Below are 16821 nucleotides of genomic sequence, written 5' to 3' on the forward strand. Positions count from 1 at the left end.
AATCTGATAGTGATGCGGTCGGTCAACCAGCATTATCTTATCATTTTGGGAGGCTTTTTTGATACCACGCTAAAAGCTTTTTGGAACCACCCGCATAGCAGGTGGTTTTCAAATCATACAAAAAAAACCAACGCTCAAAGTGCTGACCACTTTGAGCGTTGGTTTTTATTTTTTCAAACTGATTTGATCTGGCTGCACCGTAACATACGGCGCTAACTGCCGACTCGGATAAACTTGCGGCGTAACTTGTTTGATTTTTTTCAAGCCAGCTTTAAAGACAATCCCGCTCGTTCCTTGTTCTTTGACTAAATAGACAGCTCCCGGCAAATCTTTAAACACGATCTTTCCCGTTGCATCCGTTTGCCCGGTCACCGGGATCTGATCGCAAATGACGGGTTTTCCCGTTTTCGTATATAAGCCATACATGATATTTTGCTGCGGTGCTCCAGTGGCACTTTGCCGAACTAGCGTCAAATCAAAGCGGCGTTTTTTCAACCGATAGCTGTAACCGATCCGATATAAATTAAACAACAATAACAAAACGATCGCGGCGACCCCTAGTAAAATCAGCACATCATTTTGCGTTTGTTTTTGGTCGGCTTGCTGGACTTGTTTGGCGATTTTTTCGGTATAAGGCACCCGGTATCCGGTGACTAATAAACGGTGACTATTGATCATATACGGCGTGCAGGTCAACAAGGTAACTAGATCACGACCTGGTTCGATCTTTAAGACAGAGGTATTTTCCGGTTTGACGACTTTGAGTGTCTCTACGCGATAGGCTAGCTTTTTATCGAAGACCGTCAAAACAAACAAATCTCCTTTTTTGACTTCTTCCAAATCGGTAAATAGTTTTTTCTCTGGCAATCCGCTGTGTGCTGAGATCACTGAATGGGTATCATTGCCTCCTGTCGGATAAGAAGTTCCTTGTAAAACCGTCGCACCTGTTTGAAGCAAACGATCATCCGTCTGATCAAATAACGGGACTGTCAGCTTGATCGTTGGAATGCTGACAGCTCCGATCAAATGCTCTTTTAAATATTGGTCGCTTGCGAGTTTTTTTTCATTCGTATCAGTGAAAGGATCGGCGCGCGGAACGAGTCCGTTTTTTTTCAACGCTTCATTTTGTTGTTGCATTCGTTTTTTGATCAACGCTTTTTGCCGCTGACTTTCAGCCGCATTGTTTTTTTCCAGTTGTGTTAACCGCTGTTGGTCAACTAATGTGTTTAACGCGTTGACATAAAATGGGTACAACATGATCAAGACTCCGGCTAAAAATACTAGCGTCATGAAAACACGACTGAGCAATTGTTTTTTTGAACCTTTTGTAAGTTTATTTTTAGCCACCGCTTCCACCTCCGACTTTCATTATCTCACGGATCAAAGTTAGATTTAACCCTTTTTTTAGTAAGTAATTCAAAAATTAGAGGCAAAAGTCTGAAAAAAGTATTTTTATATATGCGTCTTTTAAACAGCAAATTTAAAAGTGAAAACCAAGGAGTCGAACAGCCAACTGTCCGACTCCTTTTCTACTAAAAATACGGAAAAAAATATTATTCGCTTACCACGTTTAAGCTTCTTCTTTTAATTCCGCGATCAAATCTTCTAACTCACCTAATCGCAACGCAAAAATCTCCATTGCGTCTTCGATATAATTCGGTTGCGTCATATCCACACCCGCTTTTTTCATCACATCAATCGGATAATCACTGCTACCGGCTTTCAAAAAGGCTAAGTAGCGATCTAAAGCTTCGGCGTCATTTTCTACGACGATCTTAGACGCTAGCGCACTGGCGGCAGAAAAACCAGTGGCATATTGATAGACATAGTAGTTGTAATAAAAATGCGGGATCCGTGTCCATTCATTTTTGATCTCCGGATCTCGTTCAACTACTGGACCATAATATTTGGCGTTCAACTCACCATAAAAATTACTCAAATGTTCATTAGTCAGTGGATGACCGGCAGCATCTTCCGTATGGATAAAATGTTCAAACTCCGCAAATTGTGTTTGACGGAAGACGGTCCCTTTGAAACCATCCAAGAAGTGATTCAAGATGTACGCGCGAACTTTCGGATCTTTTTGCGTTTTCAACAAATAATCCGTCAAAATATTTTCATTGGTAGTAGAAGCGATCTCAGCTAAAAAGATCGGATAATCCCCATACACATACGGCTGATTGTTACGCGTATAATAACTGTGGACACTGTGCCCCATCTCATGGACTAAGGTAAACAGTTCATCTAACCGATCGTGCCAGTTCAATAAAATATACGGCTGGGTATCATAAGCACCTGAAGAATACGCACCGCTGCGTTTGCCTTGATTTTCAACGACATCAATCCAGCGTTCATCAAAAGCTTTTTGGACGACTGCCAAATAGTCTTCCCCTAATGGAGCTAAAGCTTTCAACGCTTCTTGTTGCGCTTCTTCATACGTATATTTGATCGGCGCTTCAGCTAATAGCGGTGTGTACAGATCATACATATGCAACTCATCGACTGCCAATAATTCTTTCCGTAGCTCCACATAACGGTGCAATAGTGGCATGTATTGATTTACCACCAACACTAATGTATCATACACATCTTCTGGGATCTGATTACTTGAAAGAGCAGCTTGGCGAGCAGAATCGTAGCCACGAACTTTTGCTTTATAATTGTGGACTTTCACATGAGTACTCAACGTTTGGGCAAACGTATTTTTAAACTGCTGATAAACCGAGTACAACGCTTCAAACGCATTTTTGCGCACCGTGCGATCCGTACTTTCCATCAGCTGGCCGTAAACGCCGTGCGTCAATTGAACGTCTTCTCCGGCTTCATTTTTGACTACTGGGAATTTCAAATCCGCATTATTCAAAATCGCAAACGTATCAGACGCGCCGCCAAAAATCTCACTAGCTCCGGCTAAGAGCGCTTCTTGTTCTAAGGGTAAAACGTGATCTTGTTTATTCAACAATTCTTCAATGAAATGATGATAGACATGTAACCCAGACTCTTCTCGGAAAAATGCTTCTAATTGTTCTTCTGATAAACTCAAAACTTCTGGTTCAAACCAGCTCAAAGCTTCACCAGTTTGCGCGATCAATGTTGACGCTTTGCCATACATACTTTGATACGTCGTGTTCGCCGTATCTTGATCATTTTTCAAATGCGCATAGACATAGATCTTTTCGGCTTTGCGGTAGATCGCTAGTAAAAATTCGATCCCTTGTAAAAAAGCTTGCGCGTTTTGTTTAAAGTTTTGCTTGATGACGGGTGTTTGTTCCAAATCCTCTTTCAGTTCTTGATAAGCTTGTTCAAACGACTGATCATCTGGAAAAACTTTCGTCAGATCCCACGTCAAAGCCACTGGGACTTCTGCGCGAGTCGGTAATTGTTTCGCTTCACTCATAAAGACACTCCTATCTTTTATTCACCAAACATCTTACCACACTTTCCGAAATTTTTTTCGCCTCAACTCGTTTAAAAATTTTTCATTTTTTTCATTAAGTAGGCGGTCTCTTGAGCAAATTTTACTAAGATCTTCTTCCGTTCGATATTAGGGAAAAACCAAGGCTCCGCAGATATGTAATTTTGACACGCATTAAGTCCTTCTGTTGCAAAGAGATAACGAAGTACGATCACTTGCTCACCAAAAAATAATTGGTAACTACTGGGAAGATAATACCAGCTCGCTAAATGTAATAAATGAGTGTGTCGTTCGTAAAAGAAATGTTGGATCTTACCCAAGCTGGTCTTTTTCTGTTGCAAGCCACGAGCAAATTTTTCTTTTTGCAAGTTGCTAAGTGCTGAACTCAATACAAGCGGCGTGCGTTTGATCGGTGGTCGTTCATAAAACAGCTCCGCCAAAGCCCGGCGAAAAAAAGGAAAGACTGCTACTTCATACCGCAACCCGACCGCGCTCTCTTGTAAATGACTCCACAGCCGGACTTGTTGCCGCTTTTCATCGATCAACCAGAGGTGCAGCCCCCAGTGTGGTGTGTAATCACAAAAATATTTCTGCAGCGTCGTCAACCGTTTGTTCGGCCATAATTTTTTCCCCAGCAACCACCAATCATGATAATCATGTTGCCGATAATTCTCACGGCGTTGTGCTAGCCGTGCTTGTGCTAGCGGAGAACACTGGATCTCCACTGCTAAATTTTCCCATAACAGATCTGGCCGTTGATTTAACGCAGGCAGCGGCTCTTCCAACTGCCAGTTAGGTGTCGAAGCTTGCCCCCACGCCAACAATTTTTGTTTTAGCGCTAAATGTTCACTGGTCTCCCCTTCACTTAAACTATCACAGGCTTGTTTTTTTTCGTGAGCAAAATGCGGACTCAGCACTCGCCCTTTTTTTAACACTAACGGACCTCCACAGCCGGGGCAAAAAAATTGATTCGTTTTCTGCGCGTCTGCAGCCGTGATCCATTGTTTCATTTTCGTTTGTGCGACTAACATTTTTCTCACCTCGTGTAAAGCTACGAAAAAAAGCCGCACCACATTTAAACGACCACAAAAAAAGAGCAGGACCTCAACTGTTGTCCTGCTCGTAATGCTTATTGAAAATGTTCCCGCGTGATCTCGATCGCATCTCGGTGCATGATCCGTTTCCCATACTCTCCTAAAACTTCCGATGAGATCGGAGTCTCCTCCGCATATTCCAAAACTTCAGCGATCGTATTGCCAACTGCGATCTCCCCAAAAATCTCTGGATCAAAATACAGTTGCAAGTAGTAGTCATCATGATAAACATACAAATCGCTCCACACATCATCTAAGAAATGATAATTACTCAACTCGATCATCGCTTCAAAATCCGCTAACTTAAAGACACGGAAACGTTCCAACTGCTGTTCGTTTTCTTGCTCTGACTTCGAAGACAAAATCTGTTGACGAATAAACTGATCCAGTTCATTGGATTCGAGCTCATCGCCTTCACTGACTTTGTTCAAATCATCTGGGGTCAAATTCTTACTGATAAACAACTCCAAGCCATCATTTTTAGGTAAGACTTGGAACGTAACGGCTTCACTGCCTTTAAATTCATCTTCAATATCGACTTCTTCTAAAATGCTGTAAAAAAAGGATTCAATCTCGTGGTGGTTCCCTAATAAATCTAAAAAGGTGATCCCACGTTCGGCTAGATCTTCACTACCGATCATCACTCGAATGGTGTTTTCATTGATGTGTTCCATTTCCATCCAGCCACACCTCGCTTCTCATTAACTTTACCTTTATTCTAACCGATTACAGCTAAAAGTAAAGGAAGGCAGGCGAATTTAGCAGACCTTTAATAAAAAATTCTCAGAACGACACTCCTTTTACTGGCAAAACAAAAGACCTTGCATCCGCAAGGCCTTTTATTCTATAAGCCAGCCATTAATTGCGCTTGGCGTAATTCATACTGACGAACATCTCGTGGTAAGAAACGACGAATCTCATCTTCGTTAAAACCAACTTGTAATCTTTTTTCATCGATCATGATCGGACGGCGTAATAAGCCAGGATTATCTTTCACTAAGTTCAATAGTTCTTTCAATGACAACTCATCAAGATCCATATTTAATTTTTGGAATACTTTCGAGCGAGTTGAAATAATCTCTTCAGTTCCATCTTCGGTCATTTGAAGGATTTCTTTTAATTCGTCAATATTCAACGGTTCAGAGAAAATGTTTCTTTCAACAAATGGGATCTCGTGTTCTTGTAGCCATGCACGGGCTTTACGACAAGAAGTACAACTAGGGGAAGTGTATAACGTCAACATCATGTATCACTCCTTTTGACTTGATTTCATTTTTATAACAGAAGCGAACTGCTTGCTTCCATCTGTTTCTATTATACAAAAAAAACTAGTCAAAAAAAAGAGCAACTTGAAACTTCTTTTACAAATATTAATGTTATTTAATTTGAAAAAACGACTATCAAGGCATTCCCACCTATCAGGGGATTTTTCATTAGAAAACTGCCATCTTCTACGCTTTAGCTCATGTGATATAACAGCGTAACAATCTGTTTCATTGGTAACGATTTCTTAAGTAGTTTTTCAACTTTATTAAAAAATCGATCCGTTTTTTCAAAAAATATCTTTCAATTATCTGATTATTATTACTCATGAGAAGGCGTTACCACAATGTAAATATCAAGCGCTATTTATAAACAAAGCAGAGCAGATGTTTCTTCAGAATAAATTTTCATGTAAGGACTGTTATTTACTTAATGTAAGAATTTTATCCTTCTGTATTAATCATTTAGCGAAGAAGCAAAAATAAAAAAACAGTTACCGCTTTCAGCTTTTATCCTGGCTTTCTTCAAAATTTTAAATCATCCTGCGTTTTTTTAAACTGATTGGTCAGAATCCAATCATTATTTTTTAGCTTGTGATTTTTTTTGATTGGAAAATGCTTGCGAAAAACGCACAAGATTTCTTCTGCTATAATGGAAGAACCGTTACTATTTTGTTACTTACATTAGATCAGCACGCGCCTTTAGCTTTTATGACTGGTAAAGCTTCAATCAAATTTAAAATCGTTTCTTAGAGCGATCAAGGAGGAATTTTATTGCTAGCCGTCTTTTTTGATTTAGACGATACTCTTTATGAGCAACAACAACCTTTTGCTGCGGCGATCCAAACCGTCTTACCTGATTTTCCGGAGCAAAAAATGGCTGAACTTTTTTTACGTTTTCGCTATCGAAGTGATGAGCATTACGAAAAAACGATTTCCGGTGTGTGGTCGTTAACTAAAATGCGCCGCGTACGAGTGCAAGAAGCATTGACCGATGTCGCAGAATCCGCAGTCAACGATCAGCTAGCCGATGAAATCCAAGCAGCTTACGATAAAGCTTTACTGCAGATCACACTCCCCATTGAAATCAAACGCAGCTTGACGTTTTTAAAAAAGCAGGGTGTCCAACTGGGAGTCATCACAAACGGTCCAACGAAACGGCAAACTGAAAAATTGACCGCACTCGAACTGGCACACTGGATTCCTGAAAGTCATTGGCTGATCTCGAATGCACTCGGTGTTCAAAAGCCGGAACGTGAGATCTTTGCTGCCGCCGAAAAATTAAGCGGTAAAACTCCGCCTCAACTGCTGTACATCGGTGATAGTTTTCCAATGGATATCATCGGTGCTACACAAGCCGGCTGGCACGCGATTTGGTTCAATCATCGCAAGCGTACATTGCCAAAAGATGCGCCAGCTTTTGATTATGAAGTCCAAAGCTTTGCTGAACTAGAAAAATTACTGACCACATTATTTACTAGCTAAACAACTAATAAACCCCCACCAGCAAAAAAATCTCATCGCTGGTAGGGACTTATTTTTGAATTAATTCTCTTGGTGATTCGGTTACTCGCCGATACTCAAGATCATGCGAATATCTTCTTCTGTAAGCTTGTTGAGTTGTTCTTCATTACCTTGGATCACTTTTTGAAACAACTCGCGTTTTTCTTGTTGCAATTGATTCATGCGTTCTTCGATCGTTCCTTCTGCGATCATCCGCCAAACCTCAACGACTTTTTTCTGACCGATCCGGTGTGCTCGACCGGCTGCTTGCTCTTCGACAGCGGGATTCCACCACAGATCATATAAGATCACGGTATCGGCTCCCGTCAAGTTGAGCCCCGTTCCGCCGGCTTTTAGTGAGATCAAGAAAACATCTTTTTGTCCGGCATTAAACGCATCTACCATCTTCAAGCGATCTTTGACTTTCGTTGATCCTCGCAGATAAAAACTACTGATGTCGATCTCAGCAAATTCTTCTTCTAAAATCGATAACATGCCAGTGAATTGTGAGAACAATAAGACGCGACGTCCATTTTCTTTGGCTTGCAAGATCAAGTCTTTCACTTGTTCTAATTTCCCCGAGCCACCTTCGTAGTCGTCAATGAACAAACGCGGATCATCACAGATCTGACGCAAACGTGTAAGTCCCGCTAAAATGCTGACGCGTTGCTTGCGGAACGTAGCTGAATCCATTTGATCGACTTCTTGTTTCATTCGGCGCAAGTAAGCCAGATAAACTGTTTTTTGTTCTTCTTTTAAGCTACTCAAAATATTGGACTCAATTTTTTCCGGTAAATCTTGCAACACGGTCTTCTTATCTCGCCGCAATACGAAGGGCTGGATCATTTTGGCGATCTCAGCCGTTTTCATTTGGCGGAAACGTCCAATCGATGGGAAGAAACCAGGCATGATCGTTTGGAACAAGGCCCACAGTTCTTCAAGATTATTTTCGATCGGTGTGCCACTTAACGCAAAACGATGCGGTACTGCAAGATTGCGCAATGCATGAGACGTTTTAGTCGCAGCGTTTTTGACCATTTGGGCTTCATCTAAGACCATGTACTGATAGCCTTCTTTTTCGTGCAAGTCGATATCTTGACGTAAACTGGCATAAGACGTGATCAAAATATCATACGGCTGCTTCAATTGTTCTTCTCGTTCATTGCGATTGCCGGAAACGACGATCGCAGTTAAATCCGGCGCAAATTTTTTCACTTCGGCTTGCCAGTTATAGATCAAACTCGCCGGTGCTACGATCAACGCTTTGATTGGCTGCTTTTCTTTTTCTGCGAGTAAGAAAGTGATGACTTGGAGCGTTTTCCCTAGCCCCATCTCATCGGCTAAGATCCCGCCAAAACCATAATCACTCAACATCTTCAGCCAGCGAAAGCCGACTTCTTGGTAAGGCCGCAATGTCGCGTGTAAATTAGTCGGCAAGTCGACTGGATAATCTTCAGGATGTGTCAACGCTTGGACCATTTCCGTAAAACTTTCACTGAATGTTGCTTCAGGGTGACCTTGCAACCGTTCTTGCAAGAGTAGCCCTTGACTTTTCGGTACTCGGATCACGCCGTTTTTTGCATTCATCCGCTCACGTAATTGGCCGATGATCTCACTAGTCTCTTGGAACGCTTCTGAATCAAAGGATAAGATCTCGCCATTTTCCAACGCGTAGAATCGGTCTTTACGCAATAAACTATCTAGGACTTGGTCGATCTCGTTGTCGTTGATCCCGGTCACATCAAATTTGATATCCAACCACGATCCTTCTTGGTCGACTTCAATTGCAGGCTCATACTCTTGACCATCTAAAAATAGTTGGCGCAATTTTTTGCCCATCTTGACTTGAGCGTGGCGGCGAAATTCCTCTACTTCGATTTTGAAAAAGACATAAAGCGCTTCTTTAGCAGGAATCTTTTTCTCAAAGCCGCTGGCGATTTTTTGGTAATGGTATTTTTCAAATAAATCTAAGATCACTTGCTCCCGCTTACGATCTCGTAAGATCTCGACATTGTTGGGTACTTTACCCGCGTGCGCATCGTTGGTAGAAAAATAAGCACTACCGTAATGGAATTCAGCTTCGGCTTTGATCATGCCTTTGATTTTTCGAAAGATCACTACCGTTTGCAACGGCTCTTCTTGAATGATCTCCGAAATCACATCATCGATCACGACTTGGCCGATCTTACGTAAATAGGGAAAAACATCAGTAAACAGCGCGGAAAGTTGGTGCTGCTCATACGTGATCGCAGGCTCTTTCAAGCGTTTCAACAATTGTTTCAAAGTGATATAAATATCTTGCTGTTCATGGCTCATCAAAAAATAGGCATTGTCGACAAAGCCGATAAAATAGTTACTAAAATAGCGAGTGAACTGATCGGCGACTTTTAATTGATAGTGCTCACTTTCTTTCGTTAAATGAAAGGTCAGAGGCAACTCTTGGCCGTCCACTAATTGGCTATAGGTTTTATTTTCCAGTTTGACACTGAGCTTTCCCGTTTGTTCCATCGCTTGTAATAAATATTCTAGTCGATGGACCGGCAGTAGCAAGTACCGTTTGTCTAATTTCCCTTTAACTTGCAAACCAGTTTTGCCTAACAATTGATAGGTTTCACTGATCCCTACTAGATCTTCAATGATCGCGCGGCATTCTTTTTTGAAAGCGCCGGCTTCGATCTGAAATTTATATTGTTTGTTCACGGTATAGACGGTATCGGTTTGATAAGCATGCAAGAAATCATAAATATTTTTAACGATATAGCTGCGGTTGCTTGTCGTACTTCCGATCCGTAATGAGACCGCTAAAACATCGAGCTCGGGATGATATGGATTGGTAGGCAGCGCTTCAACGACAAATTCCACATCCAATGGAGTTTCTGGCAGCGCATCTTTTTCCAACCGATTAAAGCCTTGATTCAAGAGATCCGCAAATGAGACATTGCTCTCCATTTTTTCCGGCAACTTCATCTCAGGCTTGATGACGCGCGGGATATTTTTTTCCCGTAAATATAATTCCACTGCTACCGTATGCTTACAATAGCCGTGCTCTTCCCAATACGGACAAGCACAAATATCATTTTCTTTACCGCTGCCGTCTAGATCGACTAAATACAACTCACTTCCAAGAACTTCCGCGTGCCACACCCGTTTTGCTGGGTCAGGTACGACTGATAAGACGCGGCCCTCTTTTAAATAAGTTCGCCCTCGTTCGATCACTTTTTCTGGGATACTCCATCTCATCTATCTTCACTCCATCCTTCTAGCCGATAATCGATCGTACTTTGACCGGTACCGCTAGTGTTGACTAAAATTTGTTGCGGGATTCGTTCTTTCAACTCTCTAACATGACTGATGATGCCGATCATGCGGCCTTTATTTTCAATCCCTTCTAACGCATCGATCGCCATTTGCAGCGCTTCTTCGTCTAAAGAACCAAAACCTTCATCGATGAACAACGCGTCAATGGCTACTCCACCGGCTTGAGTTTGGATCACTTCAGCTAAACCTAGTGCAAGTGCTAAGGCGGCAATAAAACTTTCACCGCCTGATAAACTGTGAGCACTGCGGCTAGCTCCGGCATTGTCATCAAATAAATTGATTTCAAGCCCCGTCTGACCTTTATAACTACCTGTCGCTTGATTCAATTCAAATTGATAACGACCATTGGTGAGGCTGGCCAGTTGCTGATTGGCACTTTGCAACACTTCCGCTAAATACCATTGCAACACGTAACGTTCCAAACTGATCTTTTGGGGATTGTCGCCATTGAAAGTTTGAAACAGCTGCGTCAGTTCAGCTAATTTTGCCAGCTGACTTTCATTATCTTGTTGCAAGCGGGTGACTTGCTGCACAATTTTTTGCTGCTCGGCTAGTTGCGTTGCTTGACGGATCACAGCTTGTTGGTTAGCTTCGACTGCTGAAACATGCGCCGTCAGTTGTGCTTGTAGTGTCGAAAGCTCTGGTGGTGTTTGGTCAGCTAACTCTTGGGCTAATTGCGCGACCCGATCTTGAAAAATCGCGTAACGCTGCGTGAAATTTTCCAGCTGTGCTTCACTTTCAGCCAGTTCATTTGGCTCATAGGCATTCAGTTGTGAACGGGCGATTTGATTTGCTGCCAATTCTTCGGTCAATTTTTTTTGACTGTTTGCTTGTTCAGTTTGAGTTTGAGCTAGTTGCTGTTCCAGTTGTTGCAACGTCGTTTGTTGACGGATCTGTTCATATTCCAGCTGCTGGCCTAACTGACGATGCGTTTCTAGCTGTTGCTCATAGCGAGTTAATTCCGTGGTTAATTCAGCTAAATGCGCTTTAGCTTCTGTTGCAGTCAGCTGACCGACTCGTTCTTGCAAAGCAGCTAATTTCCCTTTTAATTCACTACAGTCATTCGTAGCGGCTTGTAACGTTGCAGTTAATGCTGTTTGCTGGCGGCGATTTTCAACTAGCTCTGCTTCTTGTGTCTTGAGTTCAGCTGCCGTTTGTGTCAATTGATCGAGTTTGGTCTCAGTCTCTTGTGTTTTTTGCTGGATAAACTGAGCAAGGCGTTCAAGATCAGGCACTTGTTCACTCTCGCTGTAAAAATCCGCCAGCTGATCCCGAAATGCGATCACTGCAAATGAAAATTCTTTTTGTCGTGTGTAACGCAGCTCTTGCTGTTGCTCAAAACTAGTTTGGGCTTGCTGGACTTGTTTTTCTGCTGCCGCTTTTTTGACAGCTAACTGCTGAATCGTCGTTTCTAAACGCTCGACTTGAATTTGCAACGCGTTGAGCTCTTGCGGTGTAAACTCGGCTTGCTGGGCTGGCGCGGGATGCTCGGTAGAACCACAAACTGGACACGGTTCACCAGGTAGTAACGCTTGACTGAGCCGCGTGATCTCTAGTGCTGCCCACTGGCTTTTAACTTTGCGATAGTCTTTTTCTTGGGTCGTCAGCTGATTACTAGTCGCTGCGATCTGTTCGATTAAAACTGCCAATTGAATTTGCTGCGTACTTTCAGTTTCCTTTAGCTGGTAGATCTGATCTGCTTCTGATTGCAATTCGTTTAGCTGGTGCGCAAAGTCGCGTTCTTGATCCAGTCGTGCTTGCCACACCGGACGCGTCTCGACTTCTTGTTTTAGTAAACGCTGGGTTTTTTCGCCGGCATCAGCTGCTTGTTGTAACGCAGTCAACTGGACTGTCTCTGTTTCGATTTGCTCGTTTAACTGGGTTTGCTGCTGAGTCAACTGGGCTTGTTGTAAAATAGCTGGCAATAGTTGTTCTAATTGTTGTTGTTGGTCGCGCTTTTCTTGCCAAGCAGGTGCGTGAGTTGCAAAAGTCGCCTCAGCTTGTTCCCAGTCAGTCCGTTTTTCCGCGACTTCTTTCAGTTGAGCAGTCATCATTTTTTGCTGCTCAGCCAGTGTCTCGCAAGTTTGTGTTAACTGTTGCAAACGTTCGGCAAGTGGCTGCAAGCGCGCGATTTTTTTACTTTCTGTGATCTGATCTTTTAGCGCTTCGATCGCGGGTAGTTCTTCTTTTAACGCCGCTAGTGCTTGTTGTGCTATCGCATGCGCTTTGAATTTTTCCGCTAGCCGTTCCGCAGCCGCGACAGCTGCACGTTTTTTTTCTAGTTGGACTTTTTGCTGATCAAGATTTTCTTGTTGCGTGACTACGGCAGCTTCTTGATCGGCCAAACTCGTTTGAGCCACTGTGATCGATTCGGCGATCGTCGCCCCAGTTTCAAAGGGTAATTGTTCTAAGCACTGTTGGATTTTTTGCGTTACTTGCTGACACTGACTATCTAACTCTTGCTTTTTAGTTTTCAATTGTTCGGTAAACGCCCGATAACTTTCGGTCCCAAATAAATTGCGCAATAAGATCTCTTTTTCACTGCTAGGAGCGATCAAAAAATTCCGAAATTCCCCTTGTGGCAGCATCACGATCTGCTGAAATTGTTTCTTGTTTAAATGGAGTAACTCCCTCACTGCTTCTGCCACCGCTTTTTCTTTTGAATAAGCGCGGGCTTCTTTGCCTTCATCAAAAATAGTAAATTGGACTTTGGCAGCTTTTTCGGTAAAACCCGGACTGCGTTTTTTCGCTAGCCGTTGTTTAGGACTGCGTTCGATTTGATACGTCCGACCTTGATGTTCAAAGACAAACAAAACACGGGTCGCCTCGTGGCTGTTGGCAAATGTCGACCGAAACTCATTGACACTGCGAACACCACCGGATGGTTCACCAAACAACGCATACGTGATCGCATCAAAGATCGTCGTTTTACCTGCCCCAGTCTTCCCACCGATCAAAAATAGCGGTAGCTCATTTAACAACGTAAAATCAACTGTCTCATGCAGGAATGGTCCGAAATTTTCTAACACAATTTTTTTAGGAAGCATGGGGATCACCTCCTGGCATGACCGCTTTTAAACTAGAAGTGACCCAAGCTAACTGCTGATCAGTCAATGGCTCTTCCGTGATCTCCGTAAAAAAATCTTCCACTAAAGTCAATGGTGTTTTAGCTTTTAGATCATGCCGCACTAATTGGTGCTCTATCTCGCGCCCGTTCAGCCGTTCCACTTGCAAAAGATGCGGATAAACTTGCCGCAATTGGTTCATCATATTCGGGATCACCGCGCGATCGGTCAATTGTAAAGCTAAATAATCTTCCCGTTGAATCGTCTGATAAAATTCCGGCGTCAAAAATTCAGCAAAACTACCTGTCAGCTCTTTGACTTCGTGTAAAGGATTCAGCGGCTTAAAGGTAAATTTTCCCGCCGTCGTATCTACGAGATACACGCCTTTCGTCTGATCTTTTTCTGATAATGAGTACTTCAACGGCGAACCACTGTAGCGTGCATTTTTCGCTTGAAGCGCATCTTTGCCATGTAAATGCCCTAAAGCAACATAATCAAACGGTGTCAACAGTTCACTTGCGATCCCATCGAGGCCGCCGATCTCCAAATTCGTTTCAGAATCCGTCTTTAAACTTCCCGCCACAAAAAAATGACTGACCAAGACATGCCGTTTGGTCGGGTCAAAATTTTCCGTAATAGTTACGATCACTTTTTCCAGCGCTTGCTGGATCGTTTTCAATGTATCATCTGCAAAGTAAAGCCGCGCATCGATCGGTTCAAAATACGGCAGCAGATAAAACGCGGTATCTTGCAAGACGACCGGTTCAAAGGCTTCTTTTAATTGCGTATGCAAATAAAAATTCGTTTCTTTGAACCACGGTGCCCCGGTAGCCAGGCGCGTCGCACTATCGTGATTGCCCGAGATCACTAATAACGGGAAGCCCGCCGTCAAATTAAACTCAGCGATCGTCTGGTTCACTAGCCGAATACTTTCTTCTGAAGGCACGGAGCGATCATAGACATCCCCTGCGATCACGATCGCATCTACGGCTTCTTGTTTAGCGAGCTGCAAGATCTTTTGCAAAATATCTTTTTGTTCAGCTAAGAGATCATAGCCGTGCAGCTTTTTGCCGATATGCCAATCGGCTGTATGTAAAAATTTCACACTATCACCTGTCCTACTGATTGAATCTTTCCCACCATTATACCACGCTTGATGCATTTTCCTCAGTAAAATTCTCAACTGATACCGCAGCTAGAGGATTTTTCCCACAAAAAAAGCAGCGTCTGGCAAAACGCTACTTCGGAATATATTTGTAATTCGGATCGATCGCCTGGTCTAACTCATAAAAAGCACCTTGCACGCGCGTTTCGACTTGAGCTAAACCGTCTTTGTCCAATTTTTTGATGTCGCTGATGTCGATAGGTTCCCCAAAACGAATCGTGACCGGTGTCCGCTTAAATAACTGCGAAAATTTCGTTGGACCTTGATAGACACAAGGCACGATCTTCACTTTTGCCAGCCGCGCGATCAACGCCATCCCACCTTTTAATTCCGTAGAGTGCCGCGTCCCGCTAGGAAACATCACCAAACTTTTATCCGTTTCTTTCAAATATTTGATCGGTCGTTTGACAGCACTTGGGCCCGGCTTTTTCCGATCAACTGGAAAAGCATTTAAATGAACCAAGATAAAGCGGAGCACTGGGTTTGCAAACAATTCTTCTTTTGCCATGAAACAAAATTGTTTCGGTGAGGCTGCCAGTGCCATGTAAAACGGGTCCCACCATGTACGATGCGGTGCTACTAAAATATAATTTTCATCTTTTGGGAGCGCCGCTTGATTTTGATAGTGCGCATTGCCATTGATGATGCCCAGCAAGACCCACACGACGCCTTTAATAAATCGATAAAACATAGCTTCTTCCTTTCGCGCTTTCTAAACACAACTAATCGTAGTATAATACACGGGCATGATTTTTATAAGGGGGTATAAGTAAATGTTAAAAAATGGCGAACGAATCGATCAACTTTACGCCGAAAAAATCCAAATCATCCAAAGCCCCGACGTTTTTTCGTTTTCGCTCGATGCAGTCTTATTAGCTGATTTTGCCCGGGTCCCCAAACGCGGAAAAATCGTGGACCTTTGTGCAGGAAATGGTGCAGTCGGTCTTTTTATCAGTCGTAAAACCAATGCCCAAATCGCGCAGATCGAATTACAACCGCGCCTAGCAGATATGGGAAGCCGCAGCATTGCATTAAATCAATTAGAAAATCAAGTCACGATGCACCAGCTGGATTTAAAACAAACCTTCACCCAGTTTCAACCCGATTCGGTAGATCTTGTCGTCTGCAATCCACCTTATTTCAAAGAGCTGCCGGAAAGCAAAAAAAATCCCAATCCATATTTAGCAACTGCGCGTCATGAGATTTCCGCGACGTTAGCTGACGTGATCGAAACGAGTAGCCGCCTGTTAAAAATGAACGGCCGCTTCGCACTCGTTCATCGGCCGGATCGTTTTTTAGAAATCATGGATTGCTTACGCCACTTTCGGATCGCACCAAAACGAATCCAATTCGTTTATCCCAAAGCTGGTAAAGAAGCGAACATTTTACTCATTGAAGGGATCAAAGACGGCAAGCCAGACGGTCTACGTTTTTTACCACCCCTGATCACTTACGGTGCAGACGGCAACTACACAAAAGAAATCCAGTTGATGCTCTATGGCAAGTGAACACTTTTTTTATGTGCTGCTTTGCCGCGACCAAACATTTTACGGAGGCTACACGACCGATCTCACCCGCCGCTTGAAACAACACAATGCTGGCACAGGAGCTAAATACACGAAACTCAAAAAGCGACGACCTCTTAGCATGATTCACGCGGAAAAGTTTGCGACTCGTAGCGAAGCATTAAAAGCTGAAGCTGCCTTCAAAAAACTGACCCGCAAAAAAAAAGAAGACTACTTACAAACAAATGCAGCCAAAAATATTTTACCCGCTGACCTACGCACTCGTAACGCGTTGCTCTAAAAAATCGCCCACCAGCAAAAATGGTGGGCGATTTTTTGTGTCTTACAACGTATCTGTTCGCTGGGGTAAATCAAAACCACCCGTGTGAACGGGTGGTTTGCTCTTCGGCTGAAAGCCTCTATTACCGGCCACGGCCTAAAAGGCCCTCTGAAAGGTCTCCCTTCCGCACCACTTCTACTCGCTGATTCTAAAA

General features: G+C 43.1%; 11 protein-coding genes and 2 pseudogenes. 3 read left to right on the forward strand and 10 right to left on the reverse strand.

The window, feature by feature from the left end:
- Window positions 1-165 precede the first annotated feature (165 nt).
- The 5 genes from GVJ38_RS13480 to spxA all read right to left on the reverse strand — a co-directional run bounded on the left by GVJ38_RS13480 (window position 166) and on the right by spxA (window position 5752).
- A complete protein-coding gene (locus GVJ38_RS13480) occupies window positions 166-1347 on the reverse strand; it encodes a class C sortase (RefSeq protein WP_235032912.1) in 1182 nt (393 codons plus the stop codon).
- Window positions 1348-1570: 223 nt separating this feature from the next.
- Window positions 1571-3397, reverse strand: a complete 1827-nt coding sequence (pepF, locus tag GVJ38_RS13485) for an oligoendopeptidase F (RefSeq protein WP_159723722.1) — start codon at window positions 3395-3397, stop codon at window positions 1571-1573.
- A 71-nt stretch (window positions 3398-3468) separates the two neighbouring features.
- Window positions 3469-4446 carry a competence protein CoiA gene (locus GVJ38_RS13490; RefSeq protein WP_159723723.1) on the reverse strand — a complete coding sequence of 326 codons (978 nt, stop codon included), beginning with the start codon at window positions 4444-4446 and terminating at the stop codon, window positions 3469-3471.
- A 98-nt stretch (window positions 4447-4544) separates the two neighbouring features.
- Window positions 4545-5189 (reverse strand): adaptor protein MecA, encoded by a 645-nt coding sequence (locus GVJ38_RS13495; protein WP_159723724.1) that lies wholly within the window; start codon window positions 5187-5189, stop codon window positions 4545-4547.
- A gap of 164 nt (window positions 5190-5353) precedes the next feature.
- A complete protein-coding gene (gene spxA, locus GVJ38_RS13500; protein WP_159723732.1) occupies window positions 5354-5752 on the reverse strand; it encodes a transcriptional regulator SpxA in 399 nt (132 codons plus the stop codon).
- Window positions 5753-6545: 793 nt separating this feature from the next.
- Between spxA and GVJ38_RS13505 the strand changes: the two genes are divergently transcribed.
- A complete protein-coding gene (locus GVJ38_RS13505; RefSeq protein ID WP_235032913.1) occupies window positions 6546-7256 on the forward strand; it encodes an HAD family hydrolase in 711 nt (236 codons plus the stop codon).
- An 81-nt stretch (window positions 7257-7337) separates the two neighbouring features.
- On the opposite strand, the gene GVJ38_RS13510 is transcribed toward GVJ38_RS13505, so the two are convergent.
- From GVJ38_RS13510 to GVJ38_RS13525, 5 genes and pseudogenes are all read right to left on the reverse strand, one after another.
- Window positions 7338-10514, reverse strand: a complete 3177-nt coding sequence (locus GVJ38_RS13510) for a DEAD/DEAH box helicase (RefSeq protein ID WP_159723725.1) — start codon at window positions 10512-10514, stop codon at window positions 7338-7340.
- A pseudogene (locus GVJ38_RS14510) lies at window positions 10511-11071 on the reverse strand (SbcC/MukB-like Walker B domain-containing protein); the annotation flags it as partial. The gene GVJ38_RS13510 and the pseudogene GVJ38_RS14510, both read right to left, overlap by 4 nt.
- 998 nt (window positions 11072-12069) lie before the next feature.
- Window positions 12070-13639, reverse strand: a pseudogene (locus GVJ38_RS14515) (AAA family ATPase); the annotation flags it as partial.
- Window positions 13629-14762, reverse strand: coding sequence for an exonuclease SbcCD subunit D (locus GVJ38_RS13520; protein WP_159723727.1), 1134 nt, complete (start codon window positions 14760-14762; stop codon window positions 13629-13631). The pseudogene GVJ38_RS14515 and the gene GVJ38_RS13520, both read right to left, overlap by 11 nt.
- A gap of 133 nt (window positions 14763-14895) precedes the next feature.
- Window positions 14896-15513, reverse strand: coding sequence for a lysophospholipid acyltransferase family protein (locus GVJ38_RS13525; RefSeq protein WP_159723728.1), 618 nt, complete (start codon window positions 15511-15513; stop codon window positions 14896-14898).
- A gap of 82 nt (window positions 15514-15595) precedes the next feature.
- Between GVJ38_RS13525 and GVJ38_RS13530 the strand changes: the two genes are divergently transcribed.
- Both GVJ38_RS13530 and GVJ38_RS13535 read left to right on the forward strand, forming a co-directional pair.
- A complete protein-coding gene (locus tag GVJ38_RS13530) occupies window positions 15596-16330 on the forward strand; it encodes a tRNA1(Val) (adenine(37)-N6)-methyltransferase (RefSeq protein ID WP_159723729.1) in 735 nt (244 codons plus the stop codon).
- Window positions 16320-16628 (forward strand): GIY-YIG nuclease family protein, encoded by a 309-nt coding sequence (locus tag GVJ38_RS13535; protein ID WP_159723730.1) that lies wholly within the window; start codon window positions 16320-16322, stop codon window positions 16626-16628. Before GVJ38_RS13530 ends, GVJ38_RS13535 begins: the two co-directional genes overlap by 11 nt.
- Window positions 16629-16821 lie beyond the last annotated feature (193 nt).

Source organism: Enterococcus sp. CSURQ0835 (assembly GCF_902706605.1).
Taxonomy (GTDB): Bacteria; Bacillota; Bacilli; order Lactobacillales; family Enterococcaceae; genus Enterococcus_A.